Here is a 17,750-nt window from a genome sequence, read left to right on the forward strand (position 1 = left end):
CTCACGTGTGCTCGCTCTCCGTCACGGAACGGGCGCCGACGCTGTCGTTTTCGATCACGCCCTCGGCCGGGCCACCGCGCCCGCCGGGGTCGTCGGCCCCGGCCGGGTCGTCGGTCTCGCCCAGCAGGATCCGTTCCAGCTCCGCCCGCCCGGGCAGGGCGGCCGGGCGCACCACCTCGCCACTACGCACGTACAGGAACGCCGCCGAGACCGCCGACAGCGGAAGCCCGTGCTGCTCGGCCCAGGCCAGCCGGTAGATCGCGAGCTGGAGCGGATCGGCGTCGCGGGAACGGCCGGTCTTCCAGTCGACGATCTCGTATCCGCCGCCCCGCGCGGGCTCGCGGTACACCGCGTCGATCCGGCCGCGGACGGTCCGGCCCGCCAGGGTCAGCTGGAACGGCACCTCGACGCGGTGCGGGGTGCGCCGGGCGTACGGCGTGCGCGCGAACGCCTCCTTGAGCTCGGCCAGGTCCCGTTCGTCCACGATCCCGGACCCGTCCTGCGCCTCGGTCAGGTCGTCGTCGGATCCCGGCAGCTCGTCCGGGCCGAGGAAGGGCAGCGGCAGCTCCTCGAAGCGGGACTCGACCCACGCGTGGAAGCGGGTGCCGCGGCGCGCGGCGGGCTGGGGCGGCCGCGGCATGGGGCGGGCCAGCTCCCGCGCGAAGCCGTCCGGGTCCGCGGCCAGCCGCAGCAGCTGGGAGGCGCTCAGCGACAGCGGTACGGCCACCTCGCGCACGGTCGTACGGGCCCGGCGCAGCTCCCCGGCGAGCGCGTCGAGATCGCGGTCCCAGGAGGCGATCAGCCGTGCCTCCTCGGGCGGCAGGGCCTGGCCCTCCGGCTCCGGGGCGGGCGCGGGGGGCGGGCTCGCCTCGGCGTACGGACCGGCGTACGGATCCGGGGACGTGTCGTGGTCGTACGGCTCACCGGGCGCCTCGGCGTACGCACCGGCCTCGTCGTACGCACCGGCCTCCACGACGTCCTCGGGCGCCTCGGCGTACGGACCCGAGGCGTCCCCGGCGTCCTCGTACGGGTCGCCGTACGCCTCCTCCTCGTACGCGTCCTCCGGCGGCGGCTCGGGCCAGAACCCGGGGTCCTCGGCCGGGTCCTCCGCGCCCTCCCCGGGATCCGGCTCCTCCGCCGCCGCCTCCATCCGCGTCAGGTGGCCGAGGACGATGTCCGCCGCGCGGCGGCGGCGGTCCAGGGCGCCGGGGTCGAGCGGAAGCGGCCACGCGCGGTCGGCCGTGGCCTCCTTCAGGGCCGGGTTCTCCGCGCCCTCCTCCGGCTCCGTGGCCCACGCCTCCACCTCGCCGTGGCCGGATTCGCAGTGCTCGCGCAGCGCCTCCAGGAAGGCGGACGGACCGCGCGGCCGCTTCTGGCTCGGGCCCCACCAGTGCCCCGAGCCGAGCAGCAGGGAGCGGGGCCGCGTGAAGGTCACATAGCCGAGCCGCAACTCCTCGGTCCGCTGATGCTCCCTCATGGCCTCCTTGAAGGCGGCCAGCCCCTTGCTGTCCCAGTCCATGACGTCCGGCAGGGTGGCCGCGTCGCCGCGCAGCTCATGCGGCAGGACCTTCGCGGCGGAGGTCCAGGACTCGCGCGCCTGCTCGCTCGGGAAGTGCTTGGTGACCAGGCCCGGCACGGCCACCACGTCCCACTCCAGCCCCTTGGACTTGTGCGCGGTGAGCACCTTGACGGTGTTCTCGCCACCGGGGAGGGAGTTGTCGAGCCCCTTCTCGTACTGCGCGGCCGTCCGCAGGAAGGCCAGGAAGCCCTGGAGGGTGGCCTCGCCCTCCACCGGGGTCTCGCCCTGGCGCCCGGCGAAGGAGGCGGCGATGTCCAGGAAGTTGCCCAGCGTCTCGCGGCGGCGGGCGGCCAGGGCGTGCGGCGAGGCGGACAGCTCGACCTCCAGTCCGGTGGCCGTCAGCACCCGGTGGAGGACGTCCATCAGCGGATCGCCCAGCGAGCGGCGCAGATCGCGGAGTTCGGCGGCCAGGCGGGCGAAGCGGACCCGGGCCTCGGCCGAGAAGGGCAGTCCGCCGTCCGGTCCTTCCCCTTCGCCGCCGGATTCCGGGAAGCCGGGCTCCAGGAAGGTGTCGAGGGCGTCGGCGAGCGAGATCACCTCGGCGGGGTCGACGCCTTCGACGGCCTCGGCGAGCCTGCGATCCGGGTCGTCCTCCGCGCCGCCCCGGACGCCGGAGGCGACCAGCGCACGGGCCCGCCGCCCCAGCAGCGCCAGATCGCGGGGGCCGATCCGCCAGCGCGGACCGGTGAGCAGCCGGACCAGGGCCGCGTTGGCGCCCGGGTCCTGGAGGACCTCGCAGACGGCCACCAGATCGGCGATCTCCGGCAGATGCAGCAGCCCGGACAGCCCCACGACCTCCACCGGGATGTCCCGCTCCACCAACGCGCCCTGGATCTCGGCGAAGTCCCCCGCCGTACGGCAGAGCACCGCGATCTCACCGGGCGGGGTACCGGTGCGCACCAGATGGGCAAGCGAGTCGGCGAGCCAGCGCAGCTCCTCGGCGTGGGTGGGCAGCAGGGCGCAGCGCACCACGCCGTCCCGCTCGGCCCCGGGGGCGGGGCGCAGCGCCTCCACGCCCTCGTGCATCGCCCGCAGGGGCGCCGCGAGCCCATTGGCGAGGTCCAGCAGCCGGCCGCCGCTGCGCCGGTTCTCGCTGAGCGCGAACCGGCGGGCCGGGCGGCCGTCGGCGTGCGGGAAGTGCCGGGGGAAGTCGTCGAGGTTGGCCACCGAGGCACCGCGCCAGCCGTAGATGGCCTGACAGGGGTCGCCGACGGCGGTGACCGGATGGCCGGTGCCGCCGCCGAAGAGCCCGGAGAGCAGCAGCCGCTGGGCGACCGAGGTGTCCTGGTACTCGTCGAGCAGCACCACCGCGTAACTCTCGCGCAGGATCCGGCCGACCTCCGCACGGGTGCGGGCGAGGGTGGCCGAGTGGGCGATCTGGTCGCCGAAGTCCAGCAGATCGCGGCGGCCCTTCTCCGCGCGGTACGCCTCGACCAGGCCCAGCAGCTCCAGCCGGGCGCGCGCGGTTTCGGGCACCTTGCGCAGGGCCTCGTTGGTCAGCCGCACCCCGTCCAGGGTCCGCAGCAACTCGGTGTCGTGGGCGCGCAGCCGCTCGGCGGGGACGAGGTGTTCGGCCAGCTCGGCGTCGAGCGCGAGCAGATCGGTGACCAGGTCGGCGAACGGGCGGGTGAGCGCCGGGTACGGACCGGGGGCGGAACGCAGCACCCGCGCGGCGAGCTGGAAGCGGGTGGCGTCGGCGAGCAGCCGGGCGGTCGGCTCCAGCCCGATGCGCAGCCCGTGCTCCTTGAGGAGCTGTCCGGCGAAGGCGTGGTACGTGGAGATGGCGGGCTCGCCCGCGGCCTCGTCGACGGCGGCCGGGTCCGGGTCGAGGTCGACCACGCCCGCCTTGACGAGCGCGGTGCGCACGCGCTCCGCCAGCTCGCCCGCGGCCTTGTTGGTGAAGGTGAGGCCGAGCACCCGCTCCGGCGCGACCTGTCCGGTGCCCACCAGCCAGACCACCCGCGCGGCCATCACCGTGGTCTTGCCGGAGCCCGCTCCGGCAACGATCACCTGCGGGGCGGGCGGCGCGGTGATGCAGGCCGTCTGCTCCGGGGTGAACGGGATCCCGAGCAGCTCCTTGAGCTCCTCGGGATCGGTGATGCGGGCTGACACTCCAGTGAGGCTATCGGTCCCCTCCGACAGCCGGACGCCAACCCGGGACGGCCCTGAACAAGCCGGGACGGAAACGGACATGACGGTACGGGAGTGGAGTGTCCGTCACGGAAGGGTCCAAGCACCGACACCGCGGACAGCGCGCGCCCGGGGGCCGGGGAGGGCGCTCAGTCCACCACGTGACGGCCCTCCGCGCGGGCGCTGCACGAGGCGCGGAAGGCACAGCGGGTGCAGTGGTCCCCCGCACTCGGGGCGAACCGCTCGTCCAGGACCCGCCCGGCCGCCGTGGCGAGCAGATCGCCCACCCACTCCCCGTCCGGCGGCTCCTGCCCCTGGACCTTGGGGACGCTCTCACCGCCGTCCTTCTTCGCCGCGCCCTGACGGAGCTGCACCAGCTCCGCGCCGCCCGGCTCCGGACGGTCGCCGCCGAACAGGCCGTCGACGGCGCCCTCGCGCACCGCCAGCTGATAGACCGCCAGCTGGGGGTGGCGTTCGACCGCGCCGCGCGTCACGGCCTGTTTGCCGGTTTTGAAGTCGACGACGTACGCCCGGCCCTCGGTGTCCGCCTCGACGCGGTCCATGCTGCCGCGGATGCGCACCTGGTAGGCGTCCGCCTCCAGGGTCACGTCGAACCTGTGCTCCGAGGCGACCGGCGCCCGGCCGCCGCGCTCCATCACATGCCAGCGCAGGAAGCGCTCCAGGGCGGCCCGCGCGTTCTCCTTCTCCTGCCGTGACTTCCAGGGGGCGTCGAAGGACAGCGCGTCCCAGACCGAGTCCAGCCGCTCCATCAGGACGGCGAGATCGGCCGGGGTGCGGCCGGAGGCCACCTCATCGGCCAGGACATGGACGACATTGCCGAAGCCCTGGGCGGCGGTCGAGGGGGCGTCCGCCTTGACCTCGCGCCCCAGGAACCACTGGAGCGAGCAGGTGTTGACGAGTTGGTCCAGCGCGCTGCCGGACAGTGCCACGGGACGGTCGCGGTCGCGCAGCGGGGCCTCGCTGTGGGTCGGCTCGTACAGCCCCCACCAGCCGTAGGGGTGGGCCGCCGGGACCAGCGGCTGGCCCTCCTCGTCGCGCATCGCCGCCAGCCGGGCCAGCCGCCGCGCGGCGGCGTCCCGCAGCGCCTCGGAGGCGTCCGGGTCGACGGTGACGGCGCGCAGCTCGGCGACGAGCGCGGCCACCGCCAGCGGACGGCGCGGGCGCTGGGTGATGTCCACGGGGGTGACGCCCAGCTCGGCCAGGAAGCGGGAGGGCTGGTCGCCGTCGTCGGAGGCGGCCTTGACGGCGGTGACCACCAGCCGGTCCCGGGCACGGGTGGCCGCCACGTAGAACAGCCGCCGCTCCTCGGCCAGCAGCGCGCCGGGCGGCAGCGGCTCGGCCAGCCCGTCGCGGCCGATCCGGTCCGCCTCCAGGAGCGAGCCGCGGCGCCGCAGATCGGGCCACAGCCCCTCCTGCACGCCCGCCACGACCACCAGCCGCCATTCCAGGCCCTTGGAGCGATGGGCGGTCATCAGCCGTACGGCGTCGGGGCGGGCCATCCGACGCGAAAGGGTGTCGGCGGCGATGTCCTGGGCGTCGATCTCTTCCAGGAAGTTGAGCGCGCCACGGCCGCCGGTGCGCTCCTCCGCACGCGCGGCGGTCTCGAACAGCGCGCACACCGCGTCCAGATCGCGGTCAGCGTTCCGCCCGGCGGCCCCGCCGCGCTGGGCGGCGCGCTCGAGCCGTCCGGGCCAGGAGGTGCCGTCCCACAACCGCCACAGTGCCTCCTCGGCGGTGCCGCCCCGGGCCAGCGTCTCCCGCGCGGTGTGCAGCAGCCGCCCGAGCTGCTGGGCGCCGCGGGCGTACGCCGGGTCGTGGACGGCCAGCCGCTCGGGCTCGGCGAGCGCCTCGGCCAGCAGGATGTCCGAGGGGCGCGGTACGGCCTTGCCCGCCGCCCGCTCCTCCTCGCGCAGCGCCCGGCCCAGACGGCGGAGGTCCGCCGCGTCCATCCCGCCGAGCGGCGAGGCCAGCAGGGTGAGGGCGGTCTCCACGTCGAGGGCCGCGGTGAGTCCGCCCGCGTCCGGCAGCGCGGCCGTGGCGGCGGCCCGCAGCGCCGTCAGCAGCGGGGCCACCGCGGGTTCGTGGCGCAACGGGATGTCGTCGCCGTCCACCTCGACCGGGACCCCGGCGGAGGTGAGCGCGCGGCGCACCCCGGGGATCGAGCGCCCCCCGGCGCGCACCAGGACGGCCATCTTGCTCCAGGGCACACCGTCCTCGAGATGGGCGCGGCGCAGGATGTCGGCCACGTTGTCGAGCTCGGCGCCCGCGGTGGGATACGTGAACGCCTCGACCCGGCCGCCGTCGCGGGTAGCGGTCAGCTCGCGGTGGGCGCGCACCGCCTCGGCGGGCAGCCGGGTGAGCGGCATCCGGCGGGTGATCAGCCGGGTGGCTTCGAGGAGCGCGGCGCCGGAGCGGCGGGAGGTGGTGAGCACCGCCACGTCCGCGGGTCTGCCGTCGGAACGCCGGAAGGCGTCCGGGAAGCCGAGGATGCCGCCCACATCGGCGCCCCGGAACGCGTAGATGGACTGGTCGGGGTCGCCGAAGGCGACCAGGGTGCGCCCCACCGCCATCCGGCGCCCGCCCCGGGACGCCGCGGTGCGCCCGCCTCCGTGGACGCCCGCGAGCGCGCGCAGCAGCCGCCCCTGGGCGGCGTCGGTGTCCTGGTACTCGTCGACGAACACCGCGTCGTAGCGCGCGGCCAGCCCGGCCGCGACGCCCGGCCGTTCGGCCAGCAGCACCGCGCGGTGCACCAGCTCCGCGTAGTCCAGCACCCCCTGGGCGTCCAGGACGTCCAGGTACTCGGCGAGGAAGTCCGCCGCGGCGCCCCAGTCGGGGCGACCGGTGCGCTCCGCGAAGTCCCCCAGGGCGCGCGGCCCCAGACCCAGCTCCCGGCTGCGGGCGAGCACGGCGCGCACCTCGTCGGCGAAGCCCCGGGTGGTCAGGCAGGCGCGCAGCTCGTCGGGCCAGCGGGCGAACGCCCGCCCTTCGCGCGCCAGCTCGGCCTGGCCCGCGAGCAGCTCCCTGACGGCGACGTCCTGTTCGGGTCCGGAGAGCAGCCGCAGCGGATCGGCGAACAGATCGGCGTCCTGATGGGCGCGGACCAGGGCGTAGCAGAAGGAGTGGAAGGTGGTGGCCTGCGGAGCGGTGGCACCGCCCATGCGCGCGGCCATCCGGTCGCGCAGCTCGACGGCGGCCTTACGGCTGAAAGTGAGGACGAGGATCCGCTCCGGGTCCGCGCCGTCCCGCGTCCGGCGGGCGACAGCCTCCACGAGCGTCGTGGTCTTGCCGGTGCCCGGTCCGGCGAGCACGAGCAAAGGGCCGCCGGGATGCTGAACCACAGCGCGCTGCCGTGCGTCCAGGACAGGCGGGGCAACGGGATCCGGCCGGTGACGGACCAGGCGGTACCTGCCCGCGGACGGCGGCCGCGAGGAAGGCCGCCGTCCCTGCCGCTGCCGCGGAAGGGACGAGGAGGAGGAGCTCACGTGGATCGCCGGTCCTGGTGGGTTGGCTGGGTGCGGGACAGCCTCTCATGTGACGCGGAACGTCACCGGGAGGGCTGTGGATATCTCCACGGCCCCACCGCGACACCGGCGGCGGCCCCTGTGCGGGGGGGGTGCGAGGAGGTGTGCGCGGGAGTTCGTGGGACCCGGGCGCGCGGCGCGGAGGTGCGTACGGTCCGGGCGCGCGGTGGACCGGCCCGTGCTGCCCGGAACCCCGCGTACCGGACCTGGACGGTCCGGTCACCCGCGGAGCGCACAGCTCCGGCCCGCGCCGGCCGGGCTCGCGGCCGAGGGCCGCGCGGTGAGCCGGCCCGCGTCACCGGAAGGCGCACGGCCCGGCCAGGGACCGACCGGGGTCGTGCCGGGCCACCCCGCGCCGCCCCGAACGCGGCCCGCGCGCCCCTGGCCCGCTCCGGCGCGGGGCACGGCGGGCGAACGCGCGCGCCCCGAAGCCGCGCCGGGGCGCCCCGCGCCGTTCGGAACCTCGCGCACCGCGGCCGTACGGCCCATGCCCGGCCGGGCCCGGTTCCCGGGCACCGCGTTCACCGCACCCGCGCTACGCCGGGCGCGGCGGCCCGCTTCCGCTCCCGGGGTGATCGCCGTCCCAGCGGGCCCTGGTCATGTCGAGCCGGGGCAGATGGCCCTCGGCCGACCGCGGGGCCTGGCGCAGCGGGGTGCCCTCCTCGCGGTAGTGGGCGAGCGCGCGCAGCTCGTGGCCGGGCAGCAGCGCACCGTCCGCGCGGACCACCCGCCACCACGGCACGGCGCCCCCGTAGAGCGCCATCACCCGGCCGACCTGGCGGGGCCCGCCCTCCCCGAGCCACTCGGCGATATCCCCGTAGGTCATCACGCGGCCCGGCGGGATCAGCTCGGCGACCTCCAGCACCCGCTCCGCGTACTCGGGCAGCTCGTCGGCCCCCGGCCCCTCGTTCTCCCGGCTCATCGGGCCCATCCTGCCGCACACCACCGACAGCCCCCGGGGCGCGCGCACCCCCATTTCAGGCCGAACCTCCCCCGTCGCGGTGTGATCACTCAGTGTGCGGGAATCTTTTACACGGCGTACGATCCGAGGTTCACGCCCCCGAAATGCACCCTGATGCCCTCATCCGCCTCCCGGGCATGCCACCATCTTCCGGGCGGTGACTGGTGATACGAGATCAAGAAGAGACGGCGAAGCAGGGTGCGCAGCCTCCTGAGGAGGAGGCCCGCACCTCTGAGGCGTTGTCGCGTCCCGACCCCCGGCCCGGCGTCCCCGAGAGCCACGACGGCCGCCACCCCGACCCCGACCCGGACCCCGACGGCCCCCAGGGCGACGACTGCCCCGAGCCGCATGTCGACCGGGTCTCCGGGGACGAGCCGCTGCTGCCCGCCCGGGTCCACCGCCCCTCCGATCTCATGCGGCTGCTGCTCGGCGTGCTGGGCATGGCCATCGTGCTCGCCATCGCGGCCTTCGCGCACGGCACCACGGCGGGCCTGGAGAAGGACATCGGCCACGGCACCAAACAGGCGCCCCCGCTGCTGATCGACTTCGCCGGGCTGACGGCCAGCGTCGCCGTCCTCGTCCTCCCGGTGGCCTTCGCCATCGAGCGGCTGATCAAACGGGACGGACTGCGGATCGCCGACGGCGTCCTGGCGGCGGTGCTCGCCCACGGGGTGTCGCTCACCACGGACCTGTGGGTCGCGGACGGCGCCCCGCAGTCGATCCGCGAGGCGCTCACCCAGCCCGCCCCCGGCGGCACCTTCAGCGACCCCGTCCACGGCTATCTCGCCCCCGTCATCGCCTATATGACGGCCGTCGGCATGGCCCGCCGCCCGCGCTGGCGGGTCGCCATGTGGTGCGTGCTGCTGCTCGACGCCTTCGCGGTGCTCGTGGGCGGCTACACCACCCCGTTCTCGATCATCATCACCGTGCTGATCGGCTGGACCGTCGCCTACGGCACGCTCTACGCCGTCGGCTCCCCCAACGTCCGGCCCACCGGGCAGAACCTGCTCGCCGGGCTGCGCCGGGTGGGCTTCCACCCGGTCAGCGCGATGCGCGCCGAGGAGCCCGCGGAGGGCGACCAGGCCAACCACGGGGACCGGGGCCGCCGCTATCTGGTCACCCTGGAGGACGGCCCGCCCTTGGACGTCACCGTCGTCGACCGCGAACAGCAGGCCCAGGGGTTCTTCTACAGCGTCTGGCAGCGGCTGACCCTGCGCACCATCACCCCGCCCCGCAGCCTCCAGTCGCTGCGCCAGGCCCTGGAGCAGGAGGCGCTGCTCGCGTACGCGGCCATCGCCGCGGGGGCCAACGCGCCCAAGCTGATCGCCACCTCCGAGCTGGGCCCGGACGCGGTGATGCTGGTCTACGAGCACATCGGCGGCCGTCCACTGCACGCCCTGCCGGACGAGGAGCTCACCGATGAGCTGCTGGCCGGGGCCTGGCATCAGGTGCAGGCGCTCCAGTCGCGGCGGATCGCCCACCGGCGGCTGGACAGCGACGCACTGATGGTCGACCGCGACGGCCGGGTGGTCCTCACCGATCTGCGGGGCGGCGAGATCGCGGCCGGTGATGTGGTGCTGCGGATGGACATCGCCCAGCTGCTCGCCACCCTCGGGCTGCGGGTCGGCGCCGAGCGCTCGGTGGCGGCGGCGGTCGAGGTCCTCGGCCCGGACGCGGTCGCCGACAGCCTCCCGCTGCTCCAGCCGCTGGCGCTGGGCCGCGGCACCCGCGCGACCCTGCGCCAGCTGGCGCGGGAGCGGGCCCAGCGACAGCGCGAAGCGGTGCTGGAGGCGTCGCGCGCGGCCAAGGAGGCCAAGGAGACGCGGGAGGCCCGCGAGGACGAGACGCCCACCAGCGACCGCAAGGCCCAGAAGGCCGAGAAGCAGGCGGAGAAGCGGGCGATCGAGGAGGCCCTGGAGGGCGCGCGCGAAGAAGATCTGCTCGCCCAGATCCGTCAGCAGGTACTGCTGGTGCGGCCGCAGGCGCCCATAGAGCCGGTCCGGCTGGAGCGCATCAAACCGCGCACCCTGGTCAGCTTCTGCGCGGGCGCCTTCGCCGCGTACTTCCTGCTCTCCCAGTTCACCCACATCAAGCTGGGCGCACTGGTCGGCGAGGCCAACTGGATCTGGGTGGTCTTCGCGCTCCTGTTCTCCGCGCTGACGTATGTGGCCGCGGCCATGAGCCTGCTGGGCTTCGTCCCCGAGAAGGTGCCCTTCGGGCGGACGGTGCTGGCGCAGGTGGCCGCCTCGTTCGTGAAGCTGGTGGCGCCCGCGGCAGTCGGCGGCGTCGCCCTCAACACCCGCTTCCTCCAGCGCGCGGGGGTGCGGCCGGGGCTCGCGGTGGCCAGTGTCGGGGCCTCCCAGCTGTTCGGTCTCGCCAGCCATATCGTGCTGCTGCTGACCTTCGGCTACATCACCGGGACCGAGCGCACCCCGACCCTCTCACCGTCCCGGACCGTGATCGCCGGGCTGCTGACGGCCGCGGTGCTGGTCCTGGTGGTGACCGCGATTCCCGTCCTGCGGAAGTTCGTCTCCACCCGGGTGCGTTCCCTGTTCGCGGGTGTCGTCCCGCGCATGCTGGACGTCCTCCAGCGGCCCAGGAAGCTGGTCGCGGGCATCGGCGGGATGCTGCTGCTGACCCTCGCGAACGTGCTGTGCCTCGACGCCTCGATCCGGGCGTTCGGCGGTGAGCTGAGCTACGCGAGCATCGCGGTCGTCTTCCTCGCGGGCAACGCCCTGGGGTCGGCGGCCCCCACCCCGGGCGGTGTCGGGGCGGTCGAGGCCGCGCTGATCGCCGGTCTGACCTTCGCCGGGCTGCCGTACGAGACCGCCGCGCCCGCGGTGCTGCTCTTCCGGCTGATGGTCTTCTGGCTGCCGGTGCTGCCCGGCTGGCTGGCCTTCACCCACCTCACCCGCAAAGAGGCGCTGTAGGGGCGCAGCGGCCACGACAGGGCGCCTTCCGGAGGCCGTTCCGGCCCGTACCACTGCCGCCCGGGGTCCGCGCCCCGGGACGCCGCCGTACGGCCCCTCCGGCGGGCCCTCCTCACCCGTGCGTCCGAGCTGTGCGCGCGGCCCGGCTGCGGGCGCCCGAGGATGGCGGTACGCCGCCCACCCCTGGGAGAGCCGCCGTGTCCCGACCCCTGCGCACCGGTGCGCTGTCCGCCGCCGTCCTGCTGCTGACCGCCCTCACGGCCGGATGCGGCGGTGGCGGCGGGGAGCGGCCGGACACCTCCGCGGGGCAGAAGCTGGACTGGGCGCCCTGCCCGGCCCCCTCGGACAGCCAGGACGGCAGCGCCACCGAAGCCCCGGGCAAGGAGTGGGAGTGCGCGACGCTCCATGTGCCGCTGGACTACCGGAAGCCGGACGGCGACACCATCGGCATCGCCATGATCCGCGCCAAGGCCACCGACCGCCGCCACCGGATCGGTTCGCTCATCTTCAACTTCGGCGGCCCCGGCGGCTCCGGCGTCGCCACCCTCCCGGCCCTGGCCGACAGCTACCGCCAACTGCGCACCCGCTACGACCTGGTGAGCTTCGACCCGCGCGGCGTCGGCCGCAGCAGCGGGGTGCGCTGTCTCGACGGTGAACAGCTCGACGCCTACTACGCCGCCGATGCCACCCCGGACACCCCCACCGAGGTGAAGGGCCTGGTCCGGCGGGTCAAGGGGTACGCGGCCGCGTGCGAGAAGAACTCCGGAAAGGTGCTGCCCCATGTCGGCACCACCAACGCCGCCCGCGACATGGACCTGATGCGCCGTGTCCTCGGCGACCGCAAGCTGCACTACTTCGGCATCTCGTACGGCACCGAACTCGGCGGTGTCTACGCCCACCTGTACCCGCGCACGGTGGGCCGCGCGCTCTTCGACGGGGTCGTGGACCCCGCGCAGACACCGGAGCAGGGGGCGCTCGGTCAGGCCAAGGGGTTCCAGCTCGCGCTGAACAACTACGTGAAGGACTGCGACCGGAGCGGCGGGATGGGCGGCGCCACGAGCTGCCCCACCGCGGCGCAGATCCGCGCCTTCCTGAAGCGGCTTGACACCCGTCCGCTGCCCACCGGCCAGGGCCGGAAGCTGACCGAGTCGCTGGCCTCGGGCGGTATCGCGCAGTCCCTGTACTCGGAGCAGTTCTGGCAGTACCTCACCCAGGGGCTCGCCGCCGCCCGGCAGGGCGACGGCAGGATCCTGCTCGCCCTGGGCGACGCCATGAACGGACGGGACCAGGACGGCGACTACAGCACCCTCCAGGCATCCCTGACCGCCATCACCTGCGCCGACTACAAACAGCGCTACACGGTCGGCGACATCGAGCGGAAACTGCCCGCCTTCCGCAAGGCGTCCCCGGTCTTCGGCGACTTCCTGGCCTGGAGCCTCACCCAGTGCACCGGTTGGCCGGTGCCCGGCACCTGGACCACACCGGACGTCAGCGCCCCCGGCGCCGCGCCCATCCTGGTCGTCGGAAACACCGGCGACCCGGCCACGCCCTACTCCGGGACGCGGAAGATGGCACAGGAACTCGGTCCCGGCGTCGGCGTCGAACTCACCTACAAGGGACAGGGCCACGGGGCGTACGACAGCGGCAGCGGCTGTGTCCGCCGGATCGCCAACGCCTATCTCCTCCAGGGCAAAGTGCCTGAAAAGGGCAAGGTCTGTACGTAGGAAATGCGGTGGCACCGACCACGGCACCCACCGTGACGGTATTGAGAAGAGGCGCGAACACGCACGCTTCCACCACCTCCTAGGATCACCGGTTATGTCGAGTTCCCTACGCACCATACGGACCAGGGCACTGGTCTCCGCGGCCGTCGTGGTCGCTCTCGCCGCTGTCGCCGGCTGCAATGGCGACGGCGGAAACGACCAGGGCAACGGGCAGTCCACTCCGTCCGCCCAGGCTCCGCCCGCATCGGACAGCTCCCTGCCGGATTCGCTCACCGGCCAGAAGCCGAAGTGGGAATCCTGCCCTCCGCCGTCGCCGATCCAGGGCACCGGTGCGGCTCCGGGGAGCGAGTGGGAATGCGCCACGCTCAAGGCTCCGCTCGATTACGGAAAGCCGGACGGCGAAACGATCGATCTCGCCATGATCCGGGCCAAGGCCACCGACAAGGACCGGCGGATCGGCTCCCTGGTGTTCAATTTCGGCGGCCCCGGCGGTTCCGGTGTCTCCTCGCTGCCCAGCTTCGCCGACGACTACGCGGAGCTGCGCACCCGCTATGACCTGGTGAGCTTTGATCCGCGTGGAGTCGGCGAGAGCGCGGGTGTGACCTGTCTGAGCGACAAGGAGATGGACGCGGCCGACGCCATCGACGGCACACCGGACGACGAGGACGAGCTCAAGGCCGCGCTGGCGGACTCCCGGAAATTCGGCGCCGCGTGCAAGAAGAAGTCCGGCCGGGTGCTGCCCCATGTGGACACCGTCAGCGCCGCCCGGGACATGGATCTCATGCGCCAGGTGCTCGGCGACAAGAAACTCTCGTACTTCGGTATCTCGTACGGCACCGAACTCGGCGGCGTCTACGCCCATCTCTTCCCCCGGCATGTGGGACGTGCGGTGCTCGACGCCGTCGTCGACCCGACCGAGGACCCCGAAGAGAGTGCCTACGGCCAGGCCAAGGGATTTCAACTGGCCCTCGACAACTATCTGAAGGACTGTGCCAAGAAGGGCGTTGCCTGCCCGACCGGTGGCGATGCCGAAGCGGGTGACGCCAAGATCGCCGCGTTTCTGAAAAAGCTGGACAAAAAGCCGCTGGCCACCGCGAGCGGCCGCAAGCTCACCCAGGACGGCGCGCTGGGCGGAATCGCCGCCGCGCTGTACGACCGGGAAAGCTGGAACATCCTGACGACCGCCCTTCAGGAAGCGATGCACTTCGGCAAGGGCAACATGCTGCTGGCGATGTCGGATTCCCTGGCCGGGCGTGATGAAAACGGCCGCTACAGCAATATCAACGCCGCCAATACGGCCATCAACTGCGTGGACGACAAGCAGCGCTACACGGTCGACGATGTGAAGACCCAGCTGCCCCGGTTCCGCAAGGCCGCGCCGGTCTTCGGTGAGTATCTGGCCTGGGGCATGCTCGGCTGCACCAACTGGCCCGTGGACGGCACGGCGGACGGCCCGGAGGTGAGCGCCAAGGGCTCGGCGCCGATCCTCGTGGTCGGCAACACCGGTGACCCGGCCACCCCGTACGCCGGGGCGCGCAGGATGGTCGGGGAACTCGGCCCGGGCGTGGGGGTCGAGGTCACCTACAAGGGCCAGGGCCACGGCGCGTACAACAGCGGCAACGCCTGTATGACCAAGACGGTGAACGCCTATCTGCTGAACGGGAAGGTGCCCTCAAGCGGCACCACCTGTTCCTAGCCGGATATGCCCGCGGGGCCCGGACCGTCACCGGTCCGGGCCCCGCGGGCGTTCGGTGTCCCGACAGCGGGCGCGCGCCTCAGTAGACGGGCTTCTCGGGCTCGATCTGGTTGACCCAGCCGATCACACCGCCACCCACGTGCACGGCGTCCGCGAAGCCCGCGGACTTCAGCACGGCCAGGACCTCCGCGGAGCGGACACCCGTCTTGCAATGCAAGACGATCTTCTTGTCCTGCGGAAGCTCCTGGAGGGCGCCGCCCATCAGGAACTCGTTCTTCGGGATCAGCCGGGCGCCGGGGATCGAGACGATCTCGTACTCGTTCGGCTCGCGGACATCGATGATGTCGATGTTCTCGCCGTCGTCGATCCACTCCTTGAGCTGCTTGGGCGTGATGGTGGACCCGGCGGCGGCCTCCTGGGCCTCCTCCGAGACCACACCGCAGAACGCCTCGTAGTCGATCAGCTCGGTGACCGTCGCGTTCGGACCGCAGACCGCGCAGTCCGGGTCCTTGCGGACCTTGACCTGGCGGTAGGTCATCTCCAGGGCGTCGTAGATCATCAGCCGGCCGACCAGCGGGTCGCCGGTGCCGGTGAGGACCTTGATCGCCTCGGTGACCTGGATCGAGCCGATGGAGGCGCACAGCACGCCCAGCACACCGCCCTCGGCGCAGGACGGCACCATGCCGGGCGGCGGGGGCTCCGGGTACAGGCAGCGGTAGCAGGGGCCGTGCTCGGACCAGAAGACCGACGCCTGGCCGTCGAAGCGGTAGATCGAACCCCAGACGTACGGCTTGTTCAGCAGCACGCACGCGTCGTTGACCAGATAGCGGGTGGCGAAGTTGTCCGTGCCGTCCACGATCAGGTCGTACTGGGAGAACATCTCCATGACGTTGTCCGCCTCGAGGCGCTCCTCATGGAGAACAACGTTCACATACGGGTTGATGCCCAGCACCGAGTCACGCGCCGACGCGGCCTTGGAGCGACCGATGTCCGACTGGCTGTGGATGATCTGGCGCTGCAGGTTGGACTCGTCGACCTCGTCGAACTCCACGATGCCGAGGGTGCCGACACCGGCCGCCGCGAGGTACATCAGGGCCGGGGAGCCGAGGCCGCCCGCGCCCACACAGAGGACCTTGGCGTTCTTCAGCCGCTTCTGCCCGTCCATCCCGACATCGGGGATGATCAGATGGCGCGAGTACCTGCGGACCTCGTCGACGGTGAGCTCGGCAGCCGGCTCGACCAGGGGTGGCAGCGACACGGGGACTCCGTAAGGGGAGGGAGCAGACGGACATGCACCCCCGCGTGAGCGGGGAGGTTTTCTTCTCGTAACACTGCCACGCCCCATCTCATTCCATGACACGCGGTCCGATGCGCGAGACGATGTCGTCCCAGTAGCCGGGCAGGGCTTCCCAGGGGGCGGTGGCGGAGATCCGCTGCCCCGGATGGTGCGTACGGTCGGTGAAATAGATCGTCCCCGCGCCCTGCCAACGGGCGATCCGCAGCGCCTCCTCCAGATGCGGCCGGGGGACGCCGTGCACCAGATGGCAGAAGCGTTCGGGCGGATATCCCGCCGTCCACTCCGCGACCTGGGACCAACGGTAGTCCGGCCAGGCGCCGCGGAAGGTCACCAGTTGCTCGGCGATCTCCATGTACTCCGGGTACGGATGGGTGCCCTGGCCGAGCACCACATGTCCCCCGCCGAGCAGCGCGCGCAGCATGGTGACCGTACGGCGGACCTCCGCGAGGCCGGGGCGGTCGGCGGGGCAGCGGTCCAGGAGGAAGCCGTCGACCCGGTACCAGTCCAGGAAGTGGTCGGCGTCGGAGACCAGCTCCCCGAACGGGCGGGTGCCGCAGCGGGCGTCCAGATGCCCCAGCACCCGCACGCCCGCGGCACGCAGCCGGGCCACCGCGGTGAGCCAGTGCGGATCCCGGCGCGAGCCGGGGCCGCGCCCCACCGACAGCACCGCCCAGTCCACCGGGGTGCCCGGCCGGGCGAGCTCCGCCCACTCGGTGGGCGCCACCAGCGGATGCGCATATCCCGGGACGCCCAGGCCGAGCGCATGATCGGCGGCGGGGATGTCGCGCAGCGGACCCGGGGAGGTCAGATGCGACATGCCGCCTCCATCCAGATGTCGGCGAGCGACTCCTCCAGAGGGATCCTGGAGCGCCAGCCGAGCCGGTCGCGGGCGGTGCGCACATCCGCCTGCTGCCAGCTGCCGCAGCCGTCCGGGTAGGGGAAGGCGGCCGCGCCGCCACCGGTGGAATGCGCCTCCGCCACCGGGTGGGGGTGATGGCCGAGGCCGTGCCCCGGGCCGTGGCCGGGCGCCGGGACATGGGCCCCGCCGCCGGGCCCGTGGTGCACCAGCCCGCGCCCCGACGGGGCGTCGATCTCGTGCAGGGAGCCGCCGAAGCCCGCCACCCGGGCCAGCACGGCGGCCGCCTCGCGCAGCCGCACCGCGCGCCCGGTGCCGATGTTGACCACCCCCTGCGCGGCCGACAGCGAGGCGGCGTGCACCGCGCGCGCCACATCCCGGACGTCCACGAAGTCCCGCTGGACGCCGAGCCCGCTCAGCTTCAACTCGCTCTCCCCCGACTGCATCGCCCGGCGCATCGCCTCGGCGAGCCTGCCCAGCGGCGAACCGGCCGGGGTGCCGGGCCCGACCGGGGAGAACACCCGCAGCACCACCGCGTCCAGACCCGAGCCGAGCACCAGCTCGGTGGCGGCCAGCTTGCTCACGCCGTACGGGCCGCCGGGGCGCGGCACGGCGTCCTCGGCGGTCGACGAACCGGGCTGCGAGGGCCCGTACTCCGAGGAGCAGCCGATCTGCACCAGCCGGGCGCCGCAGCCGCTGCGCCGCAGCGATTCGCAGACCGTCGCCACGGCCACCGTGTTGTGCCGGGTGAGCTCCCGGGCCCCGCCGCGGGTGGCCCCCGCGCAGTTGATCACCACACCGGGGTGGACGGCGTTGAGGAAGCGGGTGAGCGCGCCAGGGCTGCCGCTGGAGAGGTCGAAGCGCACATCGGCGTCGTCGCCGCGGCCGAGCGCGGTGAGCTGGACGGCCGGGTCGGCGAGCAGATGCTCCGCGACATAGCGGCCGAGGTATCCGCCGGAGCCGAGCAGCAGGACTCTCATCGGTCACGCCTCCCCGCGCGGGCGCGTGGACGGGACAGGTCGTCGCTCATGTGGT

At 73.5% G+C, this 17,750-nt stretch carries 9 protein-coding genes; 3 read left to right on the top strand and 6 right to left on the bottom strand.

Going from position 1 to position 17,750, the window contains the following annotated elements; all coding sequences use genetic code 11:
• Position 1 precedes the first annotated feature (1 nt).
• From JK363_RS04080 to JK363_RS04090, 3 genes are all read right to left on the bottom strand, one after another.
• The gene (locus JK363_RS04080) at positions 2-3,691 is read right to left on the bottom strand and encodes an ATP-dependent helicase (RefSeq protein WP_201871449.1); all 3,690 of its coding nucleotides are present in this window, start codon (positions 3,689-3,691) and stop codon (positions 2-4) included.
• A gap of 167 nt (positions 3,692-3,858) precedes the next feature.
• Positions 3,859-7,212 (bottom strand): ATP-dependent helicase, encoded by a 3,354-nt coding sequence (locus tag JK363_RS04085; protein WP_201871453.1) that lies wholly within the window; start codon positions 7,210-7,212, stop codon positions 3,859-3,861.
• A 574-nt stretch (positions 7,213-7,786) separates the two neighbouring features.
• Entirely contained in the window at positions 7,787-8,173 is a 387-nt protein-coding gene (locus JK363_RS04090) for an MGMT family protein (RefSeq protein ID WP_307821598.1), read from the bottom strand.
• Between the two features lie 203 nt (positions 8,174-8,376).
• On the opposite strand from JK363_RS04090, the gene JK363_RS04095 reads away from it, so the two are divergent.
• The 3 genes from JK363_RS04095 to JK363_RS04105 all read left to right on the top strand — a co-directional run bounded on the left by JK363_RS04095 (position 8,377) and on the right by JK363_RS04105 (position 14,562).
• On the top strand, positions 8,377-11,142 hold the full coding sequence (locus JK363_RS04095) for a flippase-like domain-containing protein (RefSeq protein WP_201871461.1): 2,766 nt from the start codon (positions 8,377-8,379) through the stop codon (positions 11,140-11,142).
• A gap of 197 nt (positions 11,143-11,339) precedes the next feature.
• Complete coding sequence (locus JK363_RS04100; protein WP_201871464.1) at positions 11,340-12,866, top strand: alpha/beta hydrolase; 1,527 nt, start codon at positions 11,340-11,342, stop codon at positions 12,864-12,866.
• A gap of 94 nt (positions 12,867-12,960) precedes the next feature.
• Positions 12,961-14,562: an alpha/beta hydrolase gene (locus tag JK363_RS04105; RefSeq protein ID WP_201871468.1), complete on the top strand. Its 1,602-nt coding sequence runs from the start codon at positions 12,961-12,963 to the stop codon at positions 14,560-14,562.
• A 79-nt stretch (positions 14,563-14,641) separates the two neighbouring features.
• On the opposite strand, the gene moeZ is transcribed toward JK363_RS04105, so the two are convergent.
• The 3 genes from moeZ to JK363_RS04120 form a co-directional block, all read right to left on the bottom strand.
• A complete protein-coding gene (gene moeZ, locus JK363_RS04110) occupies positions 14,642-15,820 on the bottom strand; it encodes an adenylyltransferase/sulfurtransferase MoeZ (protein WP_201871470.1) in 1,179 nt (392 codons plus the stop codon).
• A gap of 88 nt (positions 15,821-15,908) precedes the next feature.
• The gene (locus tag JK363_RS04115) at positions 15,909-16,676 is read right to left on the bottom strand and encodes a spherulation-specific family 4 protein (RefSeq protein WP_201871471.1); all 768 of its coding nucleotides are present in this window, start codon (positions 16,674-16,676) and stop codon (positions 15,909-15,911) included.
• Positions 16,664-17,695: an SDR family oxidoreductase gene (locus tag JK363_RS04120; RefSeq protein ID WP_201871472.1), complete on the bottom strand. Its 1,032-nt coding sequence runs from the start codon at positions 17,693-17,695 to the stop codon at positions 16,664-16,666. The genes JK363_RS04115 and JK363_RS04120 overlap by 13 nt, the downstream gene beginning before the upstream one ends.
• Between the last annotated feature and the right edge of the window lie 55 nt (positions 17,696-17,750).

Origin of the sequence: Streptomyces coffeae, from assembly GCF_016741875.1 — a bacterium.
Classification (GTDB): domain Bacteria; phylum Actinomycetota; class Actinomycetes; order Streptomycetales; family Streptomycetaceae; genus Streptomyces; species Streptomyces coffeae.